We start from the raw sequence: 24,858 nt of genomic DNA on the forward strand, positions 1-24,858 counted from the left end.
GTGCCTGCAGAGGGTGAGAAAATTTCCGTGAATGCGGATCTTTCCCTTAACGTCCCCGATCGGCCAATTATTCCTTTTATCGAAGGAGATGGCATCGGTGTCGATATCACTCCGGTCATGATCGATGTTGTCGATGCGGCGGTTGAAAAAGCCTACGGTGGCAGCAAGAAAATTAGCTGGATGGAAATCTACACAGGCGAAAAAGCCGCTGAGCTGTATGACGGCGACTGGTTTCCGGCCGAAACGCTGGACGCAATTAAAGAATATGTTGTCGCAATCAAGGGTCCCCTGACGACTCCAGTTGGTGGTGGTTTCCGCTCGCTGAACGTAGCGCTGCGCCAGGAACTCGATCTCTACGTTTGTCAGCGTCCGGTTCGCTGGTTTGAGGGTGTGCCTTCACCCGTTAAAGAGCCCGGCAAAACTAACATGGTTATCTTCCGTGAAAACTCCGAAGACATCTATGCTGGGATCGAGTGGCAAGCGGGCACGGATGAGGCCAATAAAGTTGTTAAATTCCTGCAGGAGGAGATGGGGGTTACCAAAATCCGCTTCCCGCAAGAAGTCGGTATTGGTGTGAAGCCTGTATCTGAGGAAGGAACCAAGCGTCTGGTGCGCAAGGCCATCCAGTACGCAGTTGATCAAGACCTGCCTTCAGTGACGCTGGTTCACAAAGGCAACATCATGAAGTTCACCGAAGGTGCCTTCAAAAACTGGGGCTACGAACTGGCCCAAAAAGAGTTTGGTGGTGAGCTGCTGGACGGCGGCCCTTGGGTAAAAATCAAGAACCCGAACACCGGCAAGGAAATCGTCATCAAGGACGTGATCGCCGATGCCATGCTGCAACAAGTTCTGCTGCGCCCTGACGAGTACAGTGTAATTGCCACGCTGAACCTGAATGGTGACTACCTCTCTGACGCCCTGGCCGCACAGGTTGGTGGTATCGGTATCGCACCGGGCGCCAACATGAGCGACAACGTTGCGCTGTTTGAGGCCACTCATGGCACTGCACCGAAGTACGCAGGCCAAGACAAGGTGAACCCCGGTTCGCTGGTGCTGTCAGCCGAAATGATGCTGCGTCACCTGGGTTGGAATGAAGCTGCCGACAAGATCATCGACGGTATGAATGGTGCGATTCAGGCGAAGACAGTCACATACGACTTCGAGCGTCTGATGGAAGGTGCCACTCTGCTGAAGTGTTCGGAGTTCGGTAAGGCTATCATCCAGAAAATGGATTGATTTAAGCCCTGGCGCAGTCTGGAAGGGCTGCGCTGAGAGGCTTTTTCGTAAAGCGGGTTGGGCTGTCAGTAGCGTGTTTATTCAGGCGCTGGCGGCTGATTCGCTTTTTTTATGGGCTTCTTCCACGCATTGAATGTTAGTGGCGTGAATGCCTTTTGGCCCTTGTTCAAGATCAAACTTAACGCTTTGTCCGGCTTTCAGCGTTTTATAACCATCCATGTCAATTGCGCTGTAGTGTACGAAGATATCTTCTTCTGAATCCTCGGTTACTACAAAGCCGTACCCCTTGGCATTATTGAACCACTTCACGACGCCAGTATTCATAATAGCTATTCCGAATTGCGTTTTTGATATACTGCTACTCCCTGTCACTGAGGCTCTGATAGTGTGATTTTGTTAGAACTTCCTTGGCTATCAATGCCTTAGTTAGGTTAAGTTATACAGGTAAACGCTGATCAGTCAATATACCCCTTACATCAGTAGTAAAATTCACGGATATCCAAACCACGTACGATGATGCAACGTAAGCTTGAAAACAGCGCCCTGTCAGGCATTCAGGCCATGGCAGGGGGATCTGATGAGGATGAAGACCGCTATGGAAGCGGCATTTCGGTTCAGGAATCTGAACCGGAGGTTAAATCGCCACCACTTTACCAAGTGGTATTGATAAACGACGACTATACCCCCATGGAGTTCGTTGTGGAGGTATTGGAAGTGTTCTTCAACAAAGACAGGCAAACCGCGACGCATATTATGTTGACGGTGCACACACAAGGCAAGGGCGTGTGTGGGATCTATACTCGTGATATAGCGGAAACTAAAGTGGCACAAGTGAATCAATATGCCAGGGAGCATCAACATCCGCTTCTGGCTGATATTGAAGAAAGCAGTGATTGAGAGGTAGCAGCGCTTATGCTCAGCAGAGATCTTGAAGCAACACTGGGTCAGGCTTTTAAAGAAGCCCGAACCAAGGGCCATGAATTCATGACGGTTGAGCATTTGCTTCTGGCCTTGCTCGATAACGATTCGGCAAACAAAGTGATGGTGTCGTGCGGTGCCGATATTGGTCAATTGCGCTTTGATCTAGTGGAATTTATAGAGGCAACCACGCCGCTGATTCCTGAAAATGATATGGAGCGAGAGACCCAGCCGACCCTGGGCTTTCAGCGGGTGCTGCAACGCGCGGTGTTCCATGTGCAGTCATCGGGCAAGCAGGAGGTGACTGGCGCAAACGTACTGGTGGCGATATTCAGTGAGCAGGAAAGCCAGGCTGTTTTCTTCCTAAAACAGCAGAATATCGCCCGGCTCGACGTCGTAAATTACCTATCACACGGCATTTCTCGGGTGGGCGATGACGAACATCGCAACACCGCTGAAAAAGTCGATGAGGAGGCTGCTGAAGGGGCGAGCGATCGGCCGCTGGATCAATTTGCCGTCAACTTAAATGATGAGGCACTGGCGGGGCGCATTGATCCGCTGGTAGGGCGCATCGACGAAGTGACGCGCGTGGCTCAGATATTGTCGCGCCGACGCAAGAATAACCCGCTGCTGGTTGGCGAAAGCGGCGTTGGCAAAACCGCTATTGCCGAAGGTCTCGCCAAACTTATCGTCGATGGCGAAGTGCCCGACATTCTCAAAGAAAGCGTGGTTTACTCGCTGGATCTGGGGGCGTTGCTGGCGGGCACCAAATATCGCGGCGATTTTGAAAAGCGGTTCAAGGGGTTGCTGGCCGATTTGAAAAAGCGCGAAGGCGCTATTCTGTTTATCGATGAGATCCACACCATTATCGGTGCAGGCGCCGCCTCTGGCGGTGTGATGGATGCCTCCAATCTGCTCAAGCCGCTACTGGCATCGGGCCAGATGCGCTGCATTGGTTCGACAACATTCCAGGAATACCGAGGTATTTTTGAAAAGGACAGGGCGTTGAGTCGTCGCTTCCAGAAAATCGATGTCCTCGAACCGACGGTAGAAGAAGCCCATGGTATTTTGAAGGGGCTGAAATCGCGCTTCGAGAAATTTCACGAGCTTGAATACACAGATGCTGCACTTAAGGCTGCCGCCGAGCTCTCACATCGGTATATCAACGACCGGTTCTTGCCAGACAAGGCGATTGATGTGATCGATGAGGCGGGCGCCTATCAGCGTTTGCAAAAGGGCGAGGCCCGAAAAAATCTGCTCGATGTGGGTGATATTGAGGAAATTGTATCCAAAATTGCGCGCATTCCGCCGAAGTCAGTGTCCTCTGATGATAAGGCGACACTGGCGAAGCTCGAAGACAATCTGCGCATGGTGGTGTTTGGACAGGATCGCGCCATCAGCACGCTGTCTTCTGCGATTAAGTTGGCGCGTGCAGGTCTGAAAGAGCCACAAAAGCCGATTGGTTCCTTCCTTCTGGCTGGGCCGACCGGTGTGGGTAAAACAGAAGTGTGCCGACAGCTGGCCAATTTGCTCGGCCTAGAACTGATTCGTTTTGATATGTCGGAATACATGGAGCGCCATACGGTGTCTCGTCTCATCGGTGCGCCTCCAGGCTACGTTGGCTTTGATCAGGGGGGGCTGCTCACTGACGCCGTAACGAAGGCGCCGCATTCTGTTGTGCTGCTGGACGAAATTGAGAAAGCCCACCCGGACCTGTTCAACCTGTTACTGCAGGTGATGGATCACGGTGCGTTGACCGACAACAATGGGCGTAAAGCCGACTTTCGCAACGTTATTCTGGTGATGACCACCAATGCTGGCGCTGAGTCCATGAGCAAGCGTTCGATCGGCTTTACCGAGCAGGACAACAGTACCGATTCGCTGGAAGCCATCAATCGTCTGTTTACACCGGAGTTTCGCAACCGGCTCGACAGTATCGTTCAGTTCGATCCACTCGACACCAGCGTGGTGCTGACGGTGGTCGACAAATTCCTGATCGAGTTGCAATCGCAGCTGGACGATAAGCAGGTTACCCTGCATATCGATGACGAAGCACGGGAGTGGCTGGTGGAACACGGCTACGACAAAACAATGGGGGCTCGCCCAATGTCGCGCATCATCCAGGAGAACATCAAAAAGCCGCTGGCGGAGATGGTTCTGTTTGGTGAGCTGGCCGAGAAGGGTGGTGTGGTGCAGGTGTCAGTGGAAGATGGCAAGTTAATCCTGACAGCCCAGCAGGACGCTGAGCTGGAGGCGCCCGTTCATTAACGGGCTCGGTAGGTTATGCGGCCTTTGGTCAGGTCGTAGGGCGTAAGCTCTACCTTGACCTTGTCGCCGGTCAGAATGCGGATGTAATGTTTGCGCATCTTGCCGGAGATATGGGCAGTTACTACGTGTCCATTTTCCAGCTTTACACGGAAAGTTGTGTTCGGCAGTGTGTCGATCACTTCACCTTCCATTTCAAATTGGTCTTCTTTCGCCATTCGGCGCTACCTCGAAATTTCTTCTGCTATGGGTTTGTGGCGTATCAAAATAAAGCGTACGCCATTTTGGCTGCGCGCATTTTGCCTTAAATCGGGGCGAAGCGCAAAGCGCCTTGCTTGCAATTAGCAGGAGGTTGGTCGACTAAGGGGCTATTTCAGCGTTAACCAGCGCTGCTCAATAAGTAGCTGCAATGGCCGGAATTTTATTTTGTAGTTCATTTTGCGACAGTTGCGTATCCAGTAGCCGAGATAGACGTAGCCCAGGCCCAGCTGTTGTGCGCGCCGGATCTGCCAGAGAATGGCAAAAGTGCCAAGGCTGCGCTTGTCGGCTGTAGGCTCAAAGTAGGTGTAAACCGCGGACAGAGCATCATCAAGCTCATCGTAGACGGCCACCGCCAGCAGCTGATCTTCGTCATACAGGCGGGCAAAACGGGTTACTCCCCATTCGGCGCTGAGAAAACTTTGAAATTGGTCTCGACTGGGCGGGTACATGTCGCCATCAACGTGGCGCTCGCGGATATAGCGTTCGTATAGCGGGTAATCTAGCTCGAAATCTGGGCTGTCACCAATCTCTACTCGCAGATCCTGATTACGTCGCTCAATACGCCGTTGGGAGCGGTTGGGTGTGAATGCGTTCACCGCTACGCGGGTTAGAATACATTGCTGGCAATGCTCGCAGCGCGGGCGGTAAAGGTGCTCGCCACTGCGGCGAAAGCCATTGCGAGAGAGTTGCGTATATAGGGTTTTGTCGACAGATGCTTCCGGATCAATAAATACGGTCGTTGCCTGCTGTTCGTCAAGGTAACTGCAGGGGTGCGGATGGGTTTGGTATAGCTTGAGGTCTTGAATGCTGGCCATGGAATCAGCATCGCATAACTGACGGGAGTTAGGAAAGTCCCCATTGCTGAGGTTTTGGCGTAGTGCCAATGAGGCGCTGCAGATGCTCGGCAAACAGCTGGCGAGAGATGTTTTCGGCACCCATGGAAAACAGGTGCGGATTGCCCACCTGGCAATCGATCAGCTCAACCCCCAGCGATTGCAGCTTCTCGCACAGCGCTACTAAAGCTATTTTTGAGGCGTTGCTTTCGCGGCTGAACATGGACTCACCAAAAAATACACGCCCGATGCCAATGCCATACAGGCCGCCAACCAGCGTTTGGTCGCGCCAGACCTCTACCGAATGCGCCCAGCCCAGTTCATGCATCTGGATATAGGCATTGAGCATTTCGCGGGTAATCCAGGTGCCGGTACGGCTTTGGTCAAGGGTCGAGCAACCACTGATGATGCGTCGAAAGGCCGTGTCGACGGTAACGCGCAATTCGCCGCGTTTGAGCACCTTGCGCAAGCTGCGCGAGACGTGGACCTTGTTTGGAAACAGCACGGCGCGTGGATCGGGTGACCACCAGAGCACAGGTTGGGGGTCTTCATACCAGGGGAAAATGCCGGATTGGTAGGCCGCCAGCAGGCGCTCTGGACTTAGGTCGCCACCGACTGCAAGCAGACCATTGGGTTCCTGCAGAGCTGCCGATAACGGCGGGAAATCGGGCTTGTCAGGATCGAGCCAGTAGACCGAACTCATCACAAGCCCTTGCGTAAGGTGTTAGAGGTTGTCGAGATACTTTTCGGCGTCCAGCGCGGCCATGCAGCCGAAACCTGCCGAAGTGACTGCCTGGCGGTATACGTGATCAGCGACATCGCCTGCAGCGAAAACGCCGCTGACACTTGTTGCAGTGGCATTGCCTTCAGTGCCTGAAGTGATTTTCAGGTAGCCGTCTTTCATGTCGAGCTGGCCCGCAAAAATGTCGGTATTGGGTTTGTGACCGATGGCGATGAACACACCCGCCAGGTCCAGCTCTTTGGTGTCGCCAGACTGCGTATTCTTGATTCGCAAGCCGGTTACGCCGCTATCGTCGCCGAGCACTTCATCCAGCGTGTGATTCCACTCAATGGTGATATTACCGTTCTTTTCCCGGTCAAACAGTTTGTCCTGCAGTATCTTCTCTGCCCGCAAGGCATCGCGACGGTGCACCAGGGTAACCTCGGAAGCGATGTTTGACAGGTATAGAGCTTCCTCCACCGCTGTGTTGCCGCCACCAATGACAGCAACTTTTTTGCCGCGATAGAAAAATCCGTCACAGGTTGCGCAGGCGCTAACACCCTTGCCCATGAACGCCTGTTCTGAAGGCAGCCCCAGGTACTGGGCTGATGCGCCAGTCGCAATAATCAGCGCGTCGCAGCTGTATTCACTGTTGCCGGTAAGGCGAAAAGGGCGGGACGACAGATCTACAGACTCAATGTGGTCAAACACGATTTCGGTTTCGAAGCGCTCGGCATGTTTTTGCATGCGCTGCATCAGTTCGGGTCCCTGAACGCCATCGTTGTCGCCGGGCCAATTGTCAACGTCAGTGGTGGTGGTTAACTGGCCGCCCTGTTCCAGGCCAGTGATGACAACCGGCGACAGGTTAGCGCGAGCAGCATAAACGGCGGCGGTGTAGCCGGCAGGGCCGGAGCCGAGAATGATTAATTGGTGGTGTTTGACATCTGACATGTGAACAAATCCTGAAAAACAAAGTGACTGTAACGGGCGCTGGGTCGCACATGATAGGGTAAAAGCGCGGTGCCAGCAAAAGCTATTCCACTGGCGCAAACTGGCCCCATGAATGATAAGATGGGGGCGTTTTTTGAAATCAAAAGAACAGGTTGAGAGACTTTTGAAGAATTCGGCACAACGTCGCGATGGTGAAACGCGGGAACAGCTGTCTACCCGCTTGCGAGAGGGCGCATTAATCGCTCTGGCGGCTATCAGTCTGTTCCTGTTTTTGGCCCTGGTTTCCTATAGCGCAGACGATCCAGGTTGGTCGCGTACCGGCACGGGCAGCGATATTGATAATGCAGTGGGGCCGGTCGGCGCTTGGGTTGCTGACGTGTTCTACGCTTTGTTTGGCTATATGGCCTACCTATTTCCGTTAATGCTGGCGTTTCAGGCCTGGCGTGTGTTTCGCGATCGCTTTTCTGCCGCAGGCGTAGACCCGGTCATTTTGGGGCTGCGACTGGTTGGTTTTTTGCTGGTCATGCTGGCGAGCACAGCGCTGGCCGCAATCGGCGCAAGCGTCGCAGAGATTCCATTCGGTGCTGGCGGGGTGCTGGGTGCCTCCGTTGGTGAGGCTTCAATAGAGGCCTTCAGTGTTATTGGTGCGCGTCTGATCCTGGTCGCCATTTTGCTGTTCGGCTTAACTATTTTTACGGATCTGTCGTGGATAGCCCTGATGGACAAAACTGGCGCTCTGGCCCTGAGCACGTTCGACAACGTGCGTGATCGCCTAGAGCAGTTTCAGCAGCGCCAGCGTGAACGAAAATCAGTCAAGCAAATGCAGACTCAACGCCGTGAAGCCGTAGTAAAACAGATCGCCCGGCAGAAAGATCGGGTGCCGCCCAAGATCGAGGCGCCTAAACCCAAGGCCCCGGCACCCAGTAAACGAGTTGAAAAGGAGCGGCAGAAATCACTGTTTGATACGCCCGTTACAGGCGATCTGCCTCCACTGGAAATACTCGATGAAGCAGACCACCACAACAAGAAAGGGTTCTCGCCCGAAACGCTTGAGGCGATGTCACGCCTGCTGGAACTGAAGCTGGCGGATTTCAATGTCATAGCCAAAGTGGTGGCGGTCTATCCCGGCCCGGTGATCACCCGGTTTGAAATCGAGCCAGACGCCGGTGTCAAGGTGAGCAAGATCAGCAACCTGGCTAAAGACCTGGCCCGCTCGCTGGCGGTAATCAGCGTTAGAGTGGTGGAGGTTATTCCCGGCAAACCCTATGTTGGTATCGAAATCCCAAATGAAGACCGGGAGGTGGTGAACTTCCGCGAAGTTCTCTCCTCAAAGGCGTATGAAGACAACAAATCTGCGCTGACCTTGGCGCTAGGACACGATATCTCCGGCGAGCCCGTGGTTGCCGATCTGGCGAAGATGCCTCATCTGCTTGTGGCCGGCACCACCGGTTCGGGCAAGTCGGTCGGTGTTAATGCCATGCTGTTAAGCCTGCTGTACAAGGCCGGTCCGGATAAAGTCCGCCTGATGCTGGTTGACCCGAAGATGCTTGAACTCTCGGTGTACGACGGTATTCCACATCTGCTGGCGCCGGTCATCACCGACATGAAGGATGCCGCAAATGGTCTGCGGTGGTGTGTCGGTGAGATGGAGCGCCGCTATAAGTTGATGGCATCGCTTGGCGTGCGAAATCTGGCTGGTTTTAACCGCAAGGTTCAGGAAGCCGCCGCCGCAGGCGAGCCGTTGAAGGATCCGCTCTGGGTTGCGGCAGAGGAATTTGTGCCCGGCGAGGAGGAAGCGACTGCACCAGATTTGCAGACGCTACCTGCCATCGTAGTGGTAATAGACGAATTTGCTGACATGATGATGATTGTCGGCAAAAAGGTGGAAGAGTTGATCGCGCGCATCGCGCAAAAGGCGAGGGCGGCGGGAATTCACCTGATACTTGCCACCCAGCGCCCCTCGGTCGACGTGATCACCGGGTTGATTAAGGCCAACGTACCAACCCGGATTGCCTTCCAGGTTTCGTCCAAGGTGGATTCACGCACCATCCTTGATCAGGGCGGTGCCGAGCAATTGCTGGGCCACGGTGACATGCTCTATCTGCCACCCGGCAGTGGTTTGCCGGTACGTGTCCATGGGGCCTTTGTCTCCGACGATGAGGTGCACCGGGTGGTGGCAGATTGGCAGCGTCGCGGACAGCCGGATTATATCGATGGCTTGCTGGAAGAAGGCAGTCAGATTGATGCGATTACCGGCGCCCCGTCCACGGGCGACGACGATAACGGAGAGGGCGATGAGCTATACGACGAAGCCGTGCGCTTTGTCACCCAAAGCCGGCGCGCATCCATTTCGTCGGTGCAGCGAAAGCTACGCATCGGCTATAACCGCGCCGCCAGGTTGATTGAAACCATGGAAGCCGCTGGTGTCGTCAGTGAAATGGGCACCAACGGGTCACGAGAAGTACTGGCGCCGCCGCCAGTTGAATAGAAGGTTCGACTTCATGATGCGAATGTTATTGCGAGTGTGTTTGGTGTCGCTGCTTCTGGTTTCTGGTGCTTTGCGCGCTGAAACCGCAGCGGACACGCTGTCAGCCACACTCGGTGAACTGAAAAACCTGGCCGCCACCTTTGAACAGACCGTACGTGATGACGAGGGTGAAATTCTCGAAACGTCATCCGGCACACTGCAATTTCAGCGGCCACACCACATGCGCTGGGAAGTTGCTGCGCCATATCGCTACCTCATTCTGACGAACGGTCAATCCCTGTGGCGTTATGATCCAGACTTTGAACAGCTCACCGAAGAACCCTTCAGTTCTGTTTCGCAGACACCGCTTATGATACTCGCTGCCACCGCAGATGAGCTGGCATCGCAGTACGACATCAGTCTGGTGAGTGGCAAGGAGACGCGCCAGTATGTGCTCAAGCCGCGCCAGAAACAGAGTGAATTCTCCAGGTTGGTGTTGACCTTTACCGAGGGCAAACTCGCGCGAATGACCCTGCGCGACAAGCTCGGACAGGAAACCAGTATTGCCCTGAAGAACGTGACGGCCAATCAGGCGCCGATAGCGGAAAGCCGATTTATCTTCACGCAGGAAGGGGCGTCGTGAGCGACTCCCAACCGCTCGCGGCGCGCATGCGTCCACTCGATCTGGCGGGCTTTCTCGGGCAGGAACACCTTATTGGCCCCAACAAGCCGCTGCGTGAAGCGCTCGATTCCGGGCAGCTGCACTCGATGATTTTCTGGGGGCCACCGGGAGTAGGGAAAACCACGCTGGCGAAATTGATTGCCCAGCTTTGTGATGCTCACTTTATCACCGTCTCAGCAGTGCTTGCTGGCGTGAAGGAAATCCGCGCCGCCATTGAAGATGCGAAAAATCAGCAGCTTTTGGGCCGGCAAACCGTTCTGTTTGTTGACGAAGTGCATCGCTTCAACAAAGCGCAGCAAGATGCCTTTTTACCCTTTGTCGAAGACGGCACAGTGATATTTGTAGGCGCGACAACAGAAAACCCCAGCTTTGAACTGAATAACGCACTCCTTTCACGCGCACGTGTTTACCGCCTCCAGTCGCTATCGACCGAAACCCTGCAGGCTATCCTGCGCAGCAGTCGCGACAGATTGAATGTCGCCTGCGACGACACCCTGTTGGAACGCCTGGCCCGTGCTGCCGACGGCGATGCTAGGCGCGCCCTGAATTTCCTTGAGCTGGCGATGGACATGGCTTATGCCGCCGGGCATCCAGAGCAGCTGACCGACGCAATTATTGAGGAAATTCTTAGTGGCCAGCCACGTCGCTTCGACAAGCAAGGGGATGATTTTTACGACCAGATATCGGCTCTGCACAAGGCTGTTCGTGGCAGCTCTCCCGATGCGGCACTGTACTGGTTTGCCCGCATGATCGATGGTGGCTGTGATCCACTATACGTCGGACGCAGAGTGGTGAGAATGGCCAGTGAAGATGTTGGCAATGCCGACCCCCGCGCGCTGCAGATTGCACTGAATGCGTGGGACGTACAGGAACGCCTCGGCAGTCCCGAAGGGGAATTGGCTCTGGCGCAAGCCGTGGTGTATATGGCGTGCGCACCGAAAAGTAACGCTGTTTATAAAGCGTACAAAGCAGTGCTGAAAGACATCCAGCAACAGGGTAGCGAGCCCGTGCCGCTGCATTTGCGCAATGCGCCCACCCGCCTGATGAAAGAGCAGGGTTATGGTGAAGAGTATCGCTACGCCCACGATTATCCCGATGCCTACGCCGCTGGAGAGAATTATTTCCCCGAAACGCTTAAGAATACGCGCTATTACGAACCGGTTGGACGGGGCCTTGAAAAGAAAATTGCCGACAAGTTGGAGTATCTTCGGCAATTGGATAACGGCAGTAACTGGAAGCGTTACTCCTGATGTTACAATACCTGCTGGTGGCATTGGGTGGCGCGCTGGGCGCAGTCAGCCGCTTCGCCATCGGTCGTGCCAGTTTTAGCTGGTATAGTCACGACTGGCCATGGGCAACCTTTGGGGTTAATACCTTGGGGTCGTTTGCCATTGGTTTGCTCTATGTACTGATCGCAGAGCGTGGCGCCGTGCATGCAGACAACCGCTATCTACTGATGGTGGGTTTTCTGGGTGCGTTTACAACATTCTCAACCTTTGCCCTGGAAACCGTCGCCATGCTTGAGGGCGGGCGTTGGGTACTGGCGGTAGCTTATGTGACCGCCACCATAGCAAGCTGTGTTCTTGGCTGCGGCTTGGGCATTTTACTGATGCGCTGATTAACGGAGATTCTTTTTCGATGCTCGACCTGAAACTGGTAAGGCAAAACCCACAGGCAATTGCCGACCAACTGTCCAAACGCAATTTCCAGTTTGACGTTGCCGCGTTTGAAGCACTGGATCAAGCCCGGAAACAGGCCGATATCGACAGTCAAAACCTTCTGGCTGAACGCAAACAGGCCTCGAAAAAAATCGGAGAGCTGGTTAAAAGCGGGGTTGCTATTGATGAGGCAAAAGCCACAGTCAATGCGACGCTTGAGAAAATCGAAACCCAGCTGGGTGAACTGACTGCCAAAGCCAAAACGGCCCAGGACGAGCTCGATAATCTGATGCTCGGTGTCCCCAATATCCCGCACGCGGATGTGCCCGAAGGGGCTAGCGAAGAAGACAATCTTGAGATAGCGCGCTGGGGCGAACCAAGGAGCTTTGACTTCGAGGTCAGGGACCATGTCGACGTGGGTGAAAATCTCGGCGGGCTTGATTTTGATGTTGCTGCCAAACTTACTGGCAGCCGTTTCAGTGTAATGCGTGGTGACATTGCCCGCATGCACCGGGCGCTAATACAGTTTATGCTCAACACCCATATCGGCCAGCATGGCTACACTGAAGTTTATGTGCCTTATATGGTGAACAAGGATTCGCTGCGCGGCACCGGCCAGCTCCCTAAATTTGAAGAGGACCTGTTCAAGCTACAGGGCGATCAGGAGTACTACCTGATTCCAACCGCCGAAGTGCCCGTTACCAATCTATTGCGTGACACCATCGTCGACGCTGCGGATCTTGAGCAGGGCTTACGCTTTACCTGCCATACCCCATGTTTTCGCAGTGAGGCGGGTTCCTACGGTCGCGATACCCGCGGGATGATTCGCCAGCACCAGTTTGAAAAGGTCGAGCTGGTGCAGCTGGTGAAACCCTCAGAGTCCGATGCCGCGTTGGAGACCCTCACTGGGCACGCTGAAGCCATATTGCAGGCCCTTGAATTACCTTATCGCAAAGTGTTGTTATGCGGCGGAGATATCGGCTTTTCAGCGCAAAAAACTTATGACTTGGAAGTGTGGTTGCCCGCGCAAAATCAATACCGTGAGATTTCTTCCTGCAGCAACTTTGGCGATTTCCAGGCGCGGCGGATGCTGGCGCGCTGGCGTAATCCGGAGACAGGTAAACCTGAATACCTTCACACACTAAACGGTTCTGCGCTGGCAGTAGGGCGCACGCTGGTCGCGATCCTCGAAAACTATCAGCAGGGGGACGGCAGTGTTGTGGTACCTGAGGCACTACGCGCGTTCATGCAATGTGATGTGATCAAGGCGGGCTAGCCATGGACTATTTGCCACTCTTTACACGTATTGCCCAGACTCACTGTCTGGTGGTAGGGGGTGGCACGGTCGCTCTGCGCAAGGCCGGCGCGCTAACGCGGGCAGGCGCCAGGGTCACGGCGGTGGCGCCGAGCATTGAGGCGCAGCTCAAAACCCTGTGCCGCGACAGTGGCGGTGCGTTTCATGAGCGCGAGTTCGCAGAGAGCGACCTTGAAAACGCCATGCTCGTGATTGCCGCTACTGACGATGTTGACATAAACCGGGTGGTGTCAGAGGCTGCGAAAGCGCGCAATGTGCTGGTAAATGTAGTGGATCAGCCTGAGCTGTGCACTGTGATACTGCCTTCCATTGTCGATCGCTCACCGCTAATTATCGCTGTTAGCAGCGGTGGCCGCAGCCCGGTGCTGGCGCGGTTGCTGCGGGCTCGGCTCGAATCCACCATACCAGCGAGTTACGGCCGCCTGACCGAGCTCGTGGGAAAGTTTCGCGACAGGGTTCGTCGACGTATTCCTGACTTCGATCTACGGCGCGATTTTTGGGAGCACATTCTGCAGGGGCCAGTTGCTGAGTTAATGTTCGCCGGTCGTCGGCAAGCTGCGGAAGATATGCTGGAAAGCGAGCTGCGTGATGCCAAGCCAGCGCCGCGCGGTGAAGTCTACCTGGTGGGGGCCGGTCCCGGTGATCCTGATCTGCTGACCTTCAAGGCGCTGCGCTTGATGCAGAAAGCCGACGTTGTCTTGTATGACCGTCTCGTGGCGGACGAAATCGTCGATCTGTGTCGCAAGGATGCGGAGCGCGTTTACGTTGGAAAGGCCCGCTCCCAGCACACCATGCCTCAGGAAGACATCAATCAGCTGCTTATCCGTCTGGCAAAAGAAGGCAAGCGAGTATTGCGCCTGAAAGGCGGCGATCCGTTTATTTTTGGTCGCGGCGGCGAGGAACTAGCCGGTCTGGCGCAGGAGCGCATCCCATTTCAGGTTGTGCCGGGTATCACAGCTGCTGCCGGTTGTGCCAGTTATTCCGGGATTCCACTGACCCATCGAGATTATGCCCAGTCCGTGCGTTTCGTTACGGGTCATCTAAAAGATAACACCATGGACTTGCCCTGGCAGGAGCTGGTTCATACCCAGCAGACAGTGGTGTTTTATATGGGCCTGCAAGGCCTGGCCATCATCTGCCGAGAGATGATCGCCCACGGGCGACATGCGGACACGCCGATGGCGCTGATCCAACAAGGAACAACTCCCAATCACAAGGTCTTGGTGGGCACTCTGGCCACCATGCCGGAACTGGTGACACGCGAGGAGGTTGTTGCGCCAACGCTTATTATCGTCGGTGAAGTGGTGAGATTGCGTGAGCAGTTGGCCTGGTATGAGTCGCCGGCTCAGCTCGCACAGGATCCGTAAGCGCCGCGCTCGTCTGCAAAAGGAAATACAGGAAACACCATGGATTTTGACTACGATCTTTTTGTTATCGGCGCCGGCTCCGGCGGGGTGAGAGCGGCGCGCATGGCCGCTGGTTTTGGCGCCAGAGTCGCTATCGCTGAAGAGCGCTATTTGGGCGGCACCTGCGTGAACGTGGGTTGTGTTCCCAAAAAGTTGTTCAGCTATGCTGCACATGTGGCTGGTGATATTCGCAATGCGGGCTCTTTTGGCTTCACCGCAGACAATCTGCGGTTTGACTGGCCGACCTTGAGGGACAACAAAACCCGTGAAATAGAGCGCTTGAATGGTGTATACGGCAACATACTCAGCGGCGCTAACGTAGAAATCATACGCGGCCATGCCGCACTTAGCGGTCCACACCAGGTTGTGATCAACCAGCAGACCTTTCGCTGCAAGCATATCTTGCTTGCGGTCGGGGGCTGGCCTTTCATCCCCGAGATACCCGGCCGAGAGCACGCCATCTCATCGAATGAGATTTTTTATCTCGACAAACTGCCAGAAACTGCGGTTGTTGTTGGTGGCGGCTATATCGCCTGTGAGTTTGCCAGCATCCTCAATGGTCTCGGCGTGAAAACTACCCAGCTGTACCGCCGACAATTGTTTTTGCGTGGCTTCGACGAAGAGGTACGACAGATTCTGGCGGAAGAGATGCAACGTGAAGGGGTTGATATCCGGTTTGAGTCCAATGTTAGCCGGATCGATTCAGAGGGTGACGGCTATCGCTTGACGCTTGATGATGGCTCGACAATTGAGACCGGTTTGGTGCTGTACGCCACGGGTCGTAAGCCGCTGCTAGAAGGGCTGGGGCTGGATACAGTGAATGTGGCGCTTGATGACAAGGGCTTTATCGCGGTGAACGACAAATTCGAAACCAGCGAGCCCGGCATCTATGCACTGGGCGATGTAACCGGTGGTATTGAATTAACACCGGTGGCCCTGGCCGAAGGTATGACGCTGGCAGCGAACCTCTACAACGGTGAACAGCGCAGCGTAGATTACAGTAATATCGCAACCGCGATCTTCAGCCACCCCAATGTAGCCACCGTTGGTTTGTCAGAAGAAGAAGCACTTTCACGCTATAGCAAAATCAAGGTTTTCACCTCGCGTTTTCGCCACCTTAAACACACGCTGGGCGATCATCAGGGCAAGGTCTTTCTCAAGCTCCTGGTAGACGCGCAAAGCGATCGCGTGGTTGGTGCACACATGCTGGGCGATGAAGCCGCTGAAGTGATTCAGGGGATTGCTATCGCTATAAAAATGGGGGCGACTAAGGCTGACTTTGACGCCACCATAGGCATTCATCCATCAGTGGCAGAAGAGTTTGTCACCATGCGTTCGGTCACGCGGGAGAGGGTAGAAGCTTAACCTCAGTACGGCCCGCGCGGCGGGCCGTTTGCGAGGTTACTTGATCGCTTCCGCCATCTGCGGTCTGGCAAAAATCGGCATGCTATCCACCAGTATATGGCTGGCTTCAATCAGCAGTGGGTCAGGTGTTTCTTCCTTTTCTTTGCCGTCAGGGGCTGTTTCTTCAGGCTCTTCGGTGTCATCGTCCGTGAGTGAGGCGAGGGGTTCTTCGCCCTTTGCGACACGACGCTTGTTTTCCATCATCAGCTGCAATTTGCGCCGTTCATCACGCTGTTTTCGACGCACCTCTTCGTTTAAAGACAGCGTTTTGACATTGCGGAATTCTTCCATCTGATCCAGCTGAGAACTCATAAACTGGAAGTCGGGATCTTTCGCGGCGCGTTTGCGGTGGCGTTCACGCAGCTCGGGCAATTCGGCCTGCAGGTCAAAATAGGTATTGTGGTACACCGGGGCAATACGATCCCAGGGCAGGGCGTTATCGAGGGTGCTCTCGCCCACTAGGTCTTTATCGTAGATAGCCGGAAATTCGATATCCGGCAGCACCCCATTGTGCTGTGTGCTTTCACCGGAAATCCGGTAAAACTTGGATTCAGTCAATTTTAGCTGCCCGTGCTGCAGCGGGTTGATCGACTGCACGGTACCTTTACCGAAAGACTGATTGCCAATGACAATTCCGCGCTGATAATCCTGAATGGCACCAGCGAAAATTTCCGAGGCTGAGGCGCTCATGCGATTGATCAGAACGGCCAGTGGGCCATCGTAGTAATCGCTACTGCGTCGCTTACCTTCGCGTTTCACCCACGCATTGGCAAAGCGTATCTGCACGGTAGGGCCGGATTCGATAAACAGGCCGGTGAGGGCATTGGCCTCGGCCAGTGAACCACCGCCGTTGTCGCGCAGGTCAATCACAATGCCTTCGGCGCCATCGGCCAGCAGCTCATTGAGCAGCCGCTGGGTGTCGCGGGTAGAGCTGCGAAAATCGGGGTCGCCGCGACGCAGAGCCTCAAAATCCAAGTAAAACGCAGGAATGCTGATAACACCCACTTTTACCAGCCGTCCCTCTTGGTAGACCTTGATCATCTTTTTCTTAGCGCTCTGTTCCTCGAGTTTTACCTCGTTGCGCTCAATGGTTACGGTCTTTCGCACTTCTTCACTTTGGGCCGCAGCGGGAATCACCTGCAAACGGACAATAGTCCCTTTGGGGCCCCGAATCAGGTCGACCACGTCGTCCAGACGCCAGCCGATCACATCTTTGAACTCGCCTTTACGTCCTTCACCGACCGCAATGATGCGATCTGCCGGGTGCAGCTGGCCATTCTTGTCAGCCGGCCCCGCCGGAACCAACCGCACCACTTTGGTGTATTCGTCATCGGCCTGTAATACGGCGCCAATACCTTCCAGTTTCAGACTCATATTGATCTGGAAATTTTCAGATAAGCGCGGTGAAAAATAATCGGTATGGGGGTCATAAAGCGCTGCCAGCGAATTCATGTAGTACTGGAAAACATCTTCGCTGGTGGATTGGGAAACCCGGCTTAACTGATTCTGGTAGCGCTTGAGCAACAGCTCCTGTATGTCCTTGGTTTCCTTGCCCGACAGTTTCAGCGACAACACCCGGTTTTTGATTTGCTTGCGCCACAGATCATCGGCTTCCTTGGCGGTGGCAGGCCAGGGCTCCTTTTCCCGGTCCACGACCAAATCTTCTTCTGCCGTAAAATCGAAGGATTTGATCATCGCCGGAAGGGCGCTGACAATTTTATTCAGACGATCTGTCAGTCGCTGATGATAGCGGTTGTAGATTGCGAACCCACTTTTTAGCTCACCCTTCTTCAGCTCGTCATCGAGCTGACTGCGAAGCCGCTGGAATTCGTTGATGTCTGATTGCAGAAAGAACACTCGCCCTGGATCGAGGGTCCGAATATAGGCATCAAGTAACAAGCCGGAGGTTTTGTCATCCAGCTTCATGTTGACGTAGTGTTCCTGCTCCAGCTGCTTGACGATCATTTTCGCCGTCTGGGTCTGTATCGGTGTGGGTTGCAGGGGCGATTCGAGCTGGGTGGCAGCCTGCGCGCAGGCTGAACCGTAGAGCAAGGCGACGACTGTCAGTGTACAGCGCAGGAGGGTGGATACGGACTTCATTGGCATCATTATTGGCGTCATACTTCGAAAGCAAAGGGTTATAGTATCGTTACTTACCATTCGGGTCACCCGTCGTACGGCGTGCGGTTTGCCGGCGCATGATTGGCGCGGGCGCTTTTCCTAATCTACATTCTAGGTAGGTCATGTAACTAACTGTTTCCTAAATAATAGAACGATTTAGTTTCACGTAAAATATGCTCCCATGCCCCGGTTCCGACTTCACCCAGATACTGCCTTTATGTACCTCAACCAGTTTTTTGACGACAGCTAATCCAATTCCGGAACCTTCATATTCATCAGCGTTATGCAGCCGGCGGAAGGCACCAAAAATATGGTCTAGGTATTGTTCTTCGATACCTATCCCATTATCTGATACTGCAATAGTTACGGAGTTCCCGTCAGTTCCCGACACGTAGACCTCTATTTTGGGCGGCGTTGCCTCACAATAGCGGATGCTGTTCTGGATCAGGTTCTGGAAAACCCTAATAAGACTGTTGCGCTCACCCTGTACAAAGGGCAGTTCGTCGCTGACAGTGATTACCGCCTGTCGTTCACGTATCAGCAGCGCCAGGTCTTTCTGTACCTGAGCCAGACAATCGGTAAGGTCAACGGGTACCAATTCAAGGGATGCCCGACCAGCCCGAGAATAAGCCAGCATGTCGTTGATCAGACGGCTCATGCGCCGTGAGGCCTGCTTGATATGTTCCAGATCGGTGGCAGCAGCCTCCGGCAGATCGTCGCCTAGGTCTTCTTCGAGGAAATCGCAGAAACAGGTAAGCGTGCGAAGGGGTTCTTGCAGGTCATGGCTGGCTACGTAACTGAATTCCTCCAGATCTTCATTGGCCTGTTGCACGCGCCGGGTTTGCTCAATTTGCAGGCGCTCCACAGTGAGACGCTTGGAAATATCGCTAAATACAATCACTGCACCAGCGATATTGCCGCCTTCGAATATTGGGCTGCACACAAACTCCACCGGAATGGACATGCCGTCGCGGTGCCAGAACACCTGGTCGTCGAGCCGGCAGCCTGTACCCGTAATTAAGGTGCGCAGGATGTGGCTTTTATCCTTGGGAAAGGGGCGGCCATCGGCGTAGTGATGCTGGAACAGCGCATGCGCGTTCTGCTGCAGGAGGTCATCCTCGCTGTAGCCGAGCAGGGTTTGCGCCGCAGGATTAACAAAGGTAATCGCGCCAGTCGTATCGATTCCGACCAGGCCTTCACCGATGTGCTCCAAGATAAGGCTAAAGCGCTCTCGCGCTTCGCTGATGGAGCGCTCTGCATTGCGCTGGCCGGTGATATCCTCTGATAACCCCAGAATATATCTAACCTGCCCGGTATCCGGGTCTTCGATTGGTACTTTAATGTTGTTAAACCAGAGCACCTCATCCCGATGCTCAAAGTGGGTTATGTCCTGCACTGTGGCTTTTTCAAAAACCACTTTGTCGTCAATTGTGCGGCTGCTTTCCCCCATCTGACTCAGAAAGAGCTCTTCCTGGGTGCTGTTAACGGGGTCTGGTGCCTCCTCCCGCATCACGTCATACCCAGCCTTGTTTACACGAACATACTGCCGTGTTTTTGCATCTTTGATGTAGAGAATCATCGGGAGATTGTCGATGATGGTTTCCAGAAATTCCCGTTCTTGACGCAACTCCCGGGTTTTAGACGTAACCAGTTTCTGTGCCGACTCTTGGGCGCCAGTGGAATTGATCAGTAGCAGGGCAATGGCGCCGATTATAAAGAAGCCGCCGACCACCAGCGGCGCCATGCGCTCATTGATGGTCTGGGCAACATGAGCATTGGTAACCCAGCTTTCCAGAATGAGTGTTCGATCAAGGAATTCAAGGGGCTGGCTCTGGTTGATCGCACTTCTGAACGCTGCACTGTCAGCACTGTAAAGTGCTTCGCCCGTTTCCATGTCCAGCAAGCGGTAGCCGATTCTGTCGCCACTGATGGCATTGACGAGTGGCTTAACCAGCTGCTCAATCCAGATAATCGAAAGCACCGCGTCCCCTGCGTCGGCCGCCAGTGAGCGGGTCAGCACATAAACCCACTGCGGGGCCTCGCCGCCAACAATGTACAGCGGACCGGCAACCGTAATGCTGTCCGTCACTTGTGCTTTTTTTATGGCTGCGCGGCGCATGCTTTCCGATAACAAGTCAAATCCGAACGCCTTGGGGTGTCGCGCAGATGGCTCGATGTAAAACAGTGGCTGGTAGATATCGCGTGCCGTGATTGGCTGGGGCCCGTCTGCACCCATTTCAAAAAGCCGAAAGTCCTTGAGACCTTCATTGGTTGCCCGCGCTACTAAGCTGTCCACTTGGTCTGGTGTAATTCGGGGTGCCCAACCCAGGGTCGGTGTGTGGTCGAGGGTTCGCCCCACGTTGTTGTAGAACCGACGAAATTCCTCCCGCGACACATGTTCTGAGGCTTCAAACAAACCGGCGAGGCTGTGCAGCATGCCCGTTTTCCGGTTGATGTGTTCTTTAAAAAAAGTCGCCTGCAACTGGGTTTCGCTGTCGAGTGTGGCGCTTAACTGTTCTTCGTAGCGATTCTTGCCTGTCAGATACAGCAGGTTCAGAAACAGATACATAAACACTAAGGGCAGACATATCACCAGTTTGCGGCGCGAACTGATAATCTTCTCGGGCTGCACGAGCATGACAAGAATAGGGGCAAAGACCAGCACGCCCAGAGCATCGCCAACCCACCAGTTAAACCAACTGTCGGAAAATCCGCCGCCTTCGAAGCGTCCCATCATGAATAAGATTGAGTTGCCGACGGTAGTTGATACAAGACAGGCCAGTGGGCCACCCAACAGGATGATAAAGAGCGCCTGGCGTAATTGCAGAAAGCTCCAGGGTGGCGAACTGTAACGGGTAATCAGAATTCGGCCCACACTGGCCTGCAACGCAGAGCCTGCAGCAATGCCGGCTGGCAGCAGCAAAGCATTCATGGCGCCAATCCCGGTGAGCCATGCATTGACCAGAAATGAGCCAAGAAACACGCCAAGGGCTGCCCAATGGCCCCAAATCAATACGGCTGCCAGGGCCAAGCCTGAGGGGGGCCACACGGCAGTCGCGTAGCCCGGTGGAATGGCAAAACGCAGCCCCAAGTGAGCCAGCGCGGCGTAGGCCAGTGCAACGAGAAGTATGCGAGGTACGGTATGGCGCCAGACGCTAGGGGGCTGCGATAGATTCACTCTTGCTCCAATGGGTTGAGTGCCGCTGCAGGGCCCAGTGCAGCGATAGATGTGCTCTGGAGTCAGGCAGTACCCAAATTCGTTGCCAGCCCTTCATCTTCATAATAGCCGTTTGCGCCATAGCTGCGGTGTAAGGGCTTTCCACCGAGCACTTCAAGACCGCGGCGCACATAGTGCGACTGTACCTGAATGTCGACTCCGGCGCGCGAATTCATTGTTTCGCACTCCTGCAGGGTGGTCATCGCGCTATGCCAGTCGCGGTCGATCAAATGTACCTGACCGCAATCGTTAAATAGGGATTTTACCGCGTCATCGTCGGATTCATCGATACCCAGTGACGAAAACATTTTAGCGCGGGTTTTGACCAGCTGATCAAGATGATCGGCGTAGCGTACTTTGCGTTCGGCGATTTCGAGCAAGGCAGTCTTATCGGTTTGCACCAGCGCGTTGGCTTCTTCTATCAACACACCTTTGAATTGGTGAATTGCCGCGATAATATCCCGCGTGATGCTGATGATGTCGATTTTTCTTGTCATCTGAAAGTCCTCTAGTGCAATACAGTCGCTGGGGCTCAAGCCCGCAACAACTGCTCAAGATCTACCACCGCACGCGAAATCCGCTGCGCATCGATGGCATAGTCGCCACGCTCTATCGCCGACTTTATGGCCGACACCTTGCCCATATCAATCTCGGTACTATTGGCGACATTGGCCTGTAACTGCTCAAAAGTTGAGCGTGCTGCCTGCTCAGGCTGGTTCGCAGATGTGCCCTGTAATCCATTGTCATTAATGGAGATTTCTCTGGAGCCTTCCTGTGTCGCTCGCGCGTTTCCCGTCTCGGGCCGGCGCGACGGAGGGGGCGTGGGGCTGTTGATCTTGTCTACCATGGCAATGCCTGCTGTTAATTCGTCGTACGCGTAAAAGAGTTATCGGTTAATGTCTAGAAATCTTTAGTGGCGATCAGCGTCATAACAACACTTCCACCATCTCTGACGAGCGAACAATACCTTCCACAGTTTTTCCGGATTTCAGATTCTTTACACTGATACGGTTGCCAAGACTGGCATCGCTGGCGGCAACGCCCGTCATGGACACCCCAACAGAGCCGTAACGCGCAAACAGTGTGACCGTTTGGCCGCGTTTGATCATCACCGCTGATTCGACCATGTTTGGGGTTATTACCGCTCCAGCGCTTATCGATCGGCTGGCGCGATATCCGCCCGCTATTTGCAGATTATCGATATAACCGTAGCCGAGCGCTGAAATATTGCGTTTTACGGAGCGGACAGAGCTTTCATCCAGCACGCTGCCACGCGGCAGGGGGCGGGTGGCAACCAGGGCGTTGGCGAAGGCATTCACGGTTACCGGCAGATAGATTGTCCAGCTGCTGCCGGCGGTACAGCGCACACCGACCGTTGTGCGCTGCCTAATCACAGCACGCGGCGGAGTGAAAGCCTCCAGTGGGCCGGCGCAACGCGGCAGACGACTGCGGCTATCAAGGCGCCCAGCCACCACCTCGTGGTCCAGATGTTTCCAGGGGTGGCGAGCCGCTATGTGATGTTTGGCAGCGTTGCGGATACTGCGCTCCGATTGCAGGGGGTCAGCACTGGCCACCATTGGCAGCGCCAGCAGAGCAAGCGCCCAGAACTGTCGTATCGTGTTAGCGGTGGTTGCCATCCTGTTATGACCCGTCAAAAATTTGTCGTTCTCCCTCCAGGCAGCAAGTAGCGTGCCAGAAAGCCATGGTGGTGAGCTTTGCCGCCACCGGCAAGCATGTGCACACAAGCGGCAAACCCTTGCCGCATTCCTACATTCGGCACGGACAGTTTTTTGGCCTGAAACTGTAACCCTATGAAAGTATTGGCTAAAAAATCATGGCACGGCTGTTGCAGAAGCTCTGTCGGCAACCACTGACAAAACTTTAGGATTTTTTATGCCCATTAACTTTGATACCGCACTCGGTGTTCACGAACAGGCGCTTTACTCGCGTGCCCGTCGCGCAGAGGTTTTGGGTTCCAATATCGCCAATGTCGACACCCCTGGATATAAAGCACGCGATATTGACTTCAGAGAGGCACTGGGCAAAGCCCAGCAAAATCGCAGCATCTCGTTAGCCAATACTCAGAGCGGACACATCAGCGCCGCCGACAACCAGCGTCACATTGAAGCAGGGGTCAAGTATCGCAACCCCTACCAACCCAGCCAGGATGGCAACACGGTGGAACTGCATATCGAGCAGGCACAGTTTGCCGACAACGCAATTCGTTATCAGTCCACGCTGACTTTCCTGGGTAGCAAATTCAGTGGGCTTAAAAATGCCATTACCGGAGGACGTTGAGCATGTTCAACATTCTTGATATCGCGGGCAGTGCAATGAATGCCCAGATGCTGCGGCTTAATACCACTGCCAGCAATATGGCTAATGCCGATGCCGTCGCTTCTTCAGAAAACGAAGCCTATCGAGCCAAGCAACCGGTGTTTTCGACCGTGCTAAAAGGACTCGATAGCGCAGGGGTGGCAGTAAGCGGGGTTACGGAGAGCACCGCACCCGTTGCCCGCCGTTACGAACCCGGCAATCCCCAGGCTGACGGCGAAGGATATGTCTATGTATCGAATGTTAACGAAGTGGAAGAGATGGCCAATATGATCTCCGCTTCGCGCTCCTTTCAGAACAGCGCCGAGGTCTTCAATACGTCGAAAGACCTGATGATGCGAACTCTGCAGTTAGGAAAATAAGGATTACCGGCGATGGAATTAAGAACAATCAGTGATATTCAAGCGCAACAGGCCGCCACCAGTAAAGGTGATGAAAATCTCGGTCAAAACGATTTTATGAAACTCATGCTGGCGCAGATGAAACATCAAGATCCGTTCAAGCCGCTAGATAACAATGAGTTTCTTGGTCAGATGGCACAGTTCAGCACGGTCAGTGGCATCGGTGAGATTAACAAGTCCATGAGTACACTGGCGGACTCACTTAAATCGTCCCAAATGCTAAATGCTGCAACGCTGGTAGACAAACAGGCGCTAGTGGCTTCCAACCAGGCAAGGTTCGATGGCGCAACAGCCGTGCGCGGCCAGGTTGACTTGCCGACGGCGAGCACCGGGGTACAGGTAGAAGTAGTCAGAGCCAATGGCGAGGTCATCAAGCGTATCAACCTTGGTCCGCAGTCGGCAGGGGCATTGGATTACAGCTGGGATGGTCGCGCTAACGATGGCTCGCTGGCGCCTGCCGGCAAATACCAGATTCGTGCCAGTTACTTTACCGGCAAACAACAGGAAGCCCTGCAGAATCATATTTACGCACCCATCAACAGTGTCAGTCTGCCGTCCGGCGGCGGCAGTGCCACGGTGGAATTGAAGGGTTTAGGTAGTTTCCAGCTGTCGGATGTGAAATCCATCAGCTGATTTGTCAGGCCCCTGGGCCAGAAGGAGAGCAAACC

At 54.3% G+C, this 24,858-nt stretch carries 23 protein-coding genes; 13 read left to right on the forward strand and 10 right to left on the reverse strand.

Annotated features, from left to right (window positions below; all coding sequences use genetic code 11):
- Window positions 1–1,236, forward strand: a 1,236-nt coding sequence (icd, locus tag AC222A_RS08525; RefSeq protein ID WP_486774853.1) for an NADP-dependent isocitrate dehydrogenase, incomplete at its 5' end; no start/stop codon positions are given.
- 81 nt (window positions 1,237–1,317) lie between these two features.
- Here icd and cspD read toward each other — a convergent pair.
- On the reverse strand, window positions 1,318–1,560 hold the full coding sequence (cspD, locus tag AC222A_RS08530; protein ID WP_372749711.1) for a cold shock domain-containing protein CspD: 243 nt from the start codon (window positions 1,558–1,560) through the stop codon (window positions 1,318–1,320).
- Window positions 1,561–1,797: 237 nt separating this feature from the next.
- On the opposite strand from cspD, the gene clpS reads away from it, so the two are divergent.
- Both clpS and clpA read left to right on the forward strand, forming a co-directional pair.
- A complete protein-coding gene (gene clpS / locus AC222A_RS08535) occupies window positions 1,798–2,133 on the forward strand; it encodes an ATP-dependent Clp protease adapter ClpS (protein ID WP_372809856.1) in 336 nt (111 codons plus the stop codon).
- A gap of 15 nt (window positions 2,134–2,148) precedes the next feature.
- Window positions 2,149–4,422 carry an ATP-dependent Clp protease ATP-binding subunit ClpA gene (gene clpA, locus AC222A_RS08540; RefSeq protein WP_372782777.1) on the forward strand — a complete coding sequence of 758 codons (2,274 nt, stop codon included), beginning with the start codon at window positions 2,149–2,151 and terminating at the stop codon, window positions 4,420–4,422.
- Here clpA and infA read toward each other — a convergent pair.
- From infA to trxB, 4 genes are all read right to left on the reverse strand, one after another.
- Window positions 4,419–4,637 (reverse strand): translation initiation factor IF-1, encoded by a 219-nt coding sequence (gene infA, locus AC222A_RS08545; RefSeq protein ID WP_183409099.1) that lies wholly within the window; start codon window positions 4,635–4,637, stop codon window positions 4,419–4,421. The genes clpA and infA overlap by 4 nt on opposite strands.
- A gap of 150 nt (window positions 4,638–4,787) precedes the next feature.
- Window positions 4,788–5,495, reverse strand: coding sequence for an arginyltransferase (locus tag AC222A_RS08550; RefSeq protein WP_372749599.1), 708 nt, complete (start codon window positions 5,493–5,495; stop codon window positions 4,788–4,790).
- A 28-nt stretch (window positions 5,496–5,523) separates the two neighbouring features.
- On the reverse strand, window positions 5,524–6,216 hold the full coding sequence (gene aat, locus AC222A_RS08555) for a leucyl/phenylalanyl-tRNA--protein transferase (protein ID WP_372749598.1): 693 nt from the start codon (window positions 6,214–6,216) through the stop codon (window positions 5,524–5,526).
- Window positions 6,217–6,237: 21 nt separating this feature from the next.
- Window positions 6,238–7,185 carry a thioredoxin-disulfide reductase gene (gene trxB, locus AC222A_RS08560; protein ID WP_372749597.1) on the reverse strand — a complete coding sequence of 316 codons (948 nt, stop codon included), beginning with the start codon at window positions 7,183–7,185 and terminating at the stop codon, window positions 6,238–6,240.
- 163 nt (window positions 7,186–7,348) lie between these two features.
- On the opposite strand from trxB, the gene AC222A_RS08565 reads away from it, so the two are divergent.
- Genes AC222A_RS08565 through gorA form a run of 7 tightly spaced genes read left to right on the forward strand, consistent with a single transcriptional unit; the run spans window position 7,349 to window position 16,078 of the window.
- Window positions 7,349–9,673: a DNA translocase FtsK gene (locus AC222A_RS08565; RefSeq protein ID WP_372782779.1), complete on the forward strand. Its 2,325-nt coding sequence runs from the start codon at window positions 7,349–7,351 to the stop codon at window positions 9,671–9,673.
- Window positions 9,674–9,686: 13 nt separating this feature from the next.
- Entirely contained in the window at window positions 9,687–10,295 is a 609-nt protein-coding gene (lolA, locus tag AC222A_RS08570; RefSeq protein ID WP_372758441.1) for an outer membrane lipoprotein periplasmic chaperone LolA, read from the forward strand.
- A gap of 26 nt (window positions 10,296–10,321) precedes the next feature.
- On the forward strand, window positions 10,322–11,584 hold the full coding sequence (locus AC222A_RS08575; protein ID WP_372758444.1) for a replication-associated recombination protein A: 1,263 nt from the start codon (window positions 10,322–10,324) through the stop codon (window positions 11,582–11,584).
- The gene (crcB, locus tag AC222A_RS08580; protein WP_372750054.1) at window positions 11,584–11,952 is read left to right on the forward strand and encodes a fluoride efflux transporter CrcB; all 369 of its coding nucleotides are present in this window, start codon (window positions 11,584–11,586) and stop codon (window positions 11,950–11,952) included. Before AC222A_RS08575 ends, crcB begins: the two co-directional genes overlap by 1 nt.
- Window positions 11,953–11,972: 20 nt before the next feature.
- Entirely contained in the window at window positions 11,973–13,268 is a 1,296-nt protein-coding gene (gene serS / locus AC222A_RS08585; RefSeq protein ID WP_372750055.1) for a serine--tRNA ligase, read from the forward strand.
- A 2-nt stretch (window positions 13,269–13,270) separates the two neighbouring features.
- Window positions 13,271–14,674, forward strand: a complete 1,404-nt coding sequence (cysG, locus tag AC222A_RS08590; protein ID WP_486774854.1) for a siroheme synthase CysG — start codon at window positions 13,271–13,273, stop codon at window positions 14,672–14,674.
- 39 nt (window positions 14,675–14,713) lie between these two features.
- The gene (gene gorA, locus AC222A_RS08595; protein WP_372750089.1) at window positions 14,714–16,078 is read left to right on the forward strand and encodes a glutathione-disulfide reductase; all 1,365 of its coding nucleotides are present in this window, start codon (window positions 14,714–14,716) and stop codon (window positions 16,076–16,078) included.
- A 36-nt stretch (window positions 16,079–16,114) separates the two neighbouring features.
- Here the strand turns inward: gorA and AC222A_RS08600 are convergent, their stop codons facing one another.
- The 5 genes from AC222A_RS08600 to flgA form a co-directional block, all read right to left on the reverse strand.
- Window positions 16,115–18,217 carry a carboxy terminal-processing peptidase gene (locus tag AC222A_RS08600; protein WP_372781412.1) on the reverse strand — a complete coding sequence of 701 codons (2,103 nt, stop codon included), beginning with the start codon at window positions 18,215–18,217 and terminating at the stop codon, window positions 16,115–16,117.
- Window positions 18,218–18,377: 160 nt separating this feature from the next.
- Window positions 18,378–21,416 carry an ATP-binding protein gene (locus AC222A_RS08605; protein WP_486774855.1) on the reverse strand — a complete coding sequence of 1,013 codons (3,039 nt, stop codon included), beginning with the start codon at window positions 21,414–21,416 and terminating at the stop codon, window positions 18,378–18,380.
- A 62-nt stretch (window positions 21,417–21,478) separates the two neighbouring features.
- Window positions 21,479–21,952, reverse strand: a complete 474-nt coding sequence (locus AC222A_RS08610; protein WP_372749669.1) for a flagella synthesis protein FlgN — start codon at window positions 21,950–21,952, stop codon at window positions 21,479–21,481.
- Window positions 21,953–21,987: 35 nt separating this feature from the next.
- A complete protein-coding gene (gene flgM / locus AC222A_RS08615; protein ID WP_372758757.1) occupies window positions 21,988–22,302 on the reverse strand; it encodes a flagellar biosynthesis anti-sigma factor FlgM in 315 nt (104 codons plus the stop codon).
- Between the two features lie 79 nt (window positions 22,303–22,381).
- Window positions 22,382–23,092 (reverse strand): flagellar basal body P-ring formation chaperone FlgA, encoded by a 711-nt coding sequence (flgA, locus tag AC222A_RS08620; RefSeq protein WP_372799310.1) that lies wholly within the window; start codon window positions 23,090–23,092, stop codon window positions 22,382–22,384.
- Between the two features lie 256 nt (window positions 23,093–23,348).
- On the opposite strand from flgA, the gene flgB reads away from it, so the two are divergent.
- Genes flgB through AC222A_RS08635 form a run of 3 tightly spaced genes read left to right on the forward strand, consistent with a single transcriptional unit; the run spans window position 23,349 to window position 24,823 of the window.
- Window positions 23,349–23,753 carry a flagellar basal body rod protein FlgB gene (gene flgB / locus AC222A_RS08625; RefSeq protein ID WP_372747598.1) on the forward strand — a complete coding sequence of 135 codons (405 nt, stop codon included), beginning with the start codon at window positions 23,349–23,351 and terminating at the stop codon, window positions 23,751–23,753.
- Entirely contained in the window at window positions 23,750–24,151 is a 402-nt protein-coding gene (flgC, locus tag AC222A_RS08630; protein ID WP_372747599.1) for a flagellar basal body rod protein FlgC, read from the forward strand. The genes flgB and flgC overlap by 4 nt, the downstream gene beginning before the upstream one ends.
- A gap of 12 nt (window positions 24,152–24,163) precedes the next feature.
- Entirely contained in the window at window positions 24,164–24,823 is a 660-nt protein-coding gene (locus AC222A_RS08635) for a flagellar hook assembly protein FlgD (RefSeq protein WP_372747600.1), read from the forward strand.
- Window positions 24,824–24,858: the final 35 nt, after the last annotated feature.

It is taken from the genome of Litorivivens sp., from assembly GCF_057445395.1.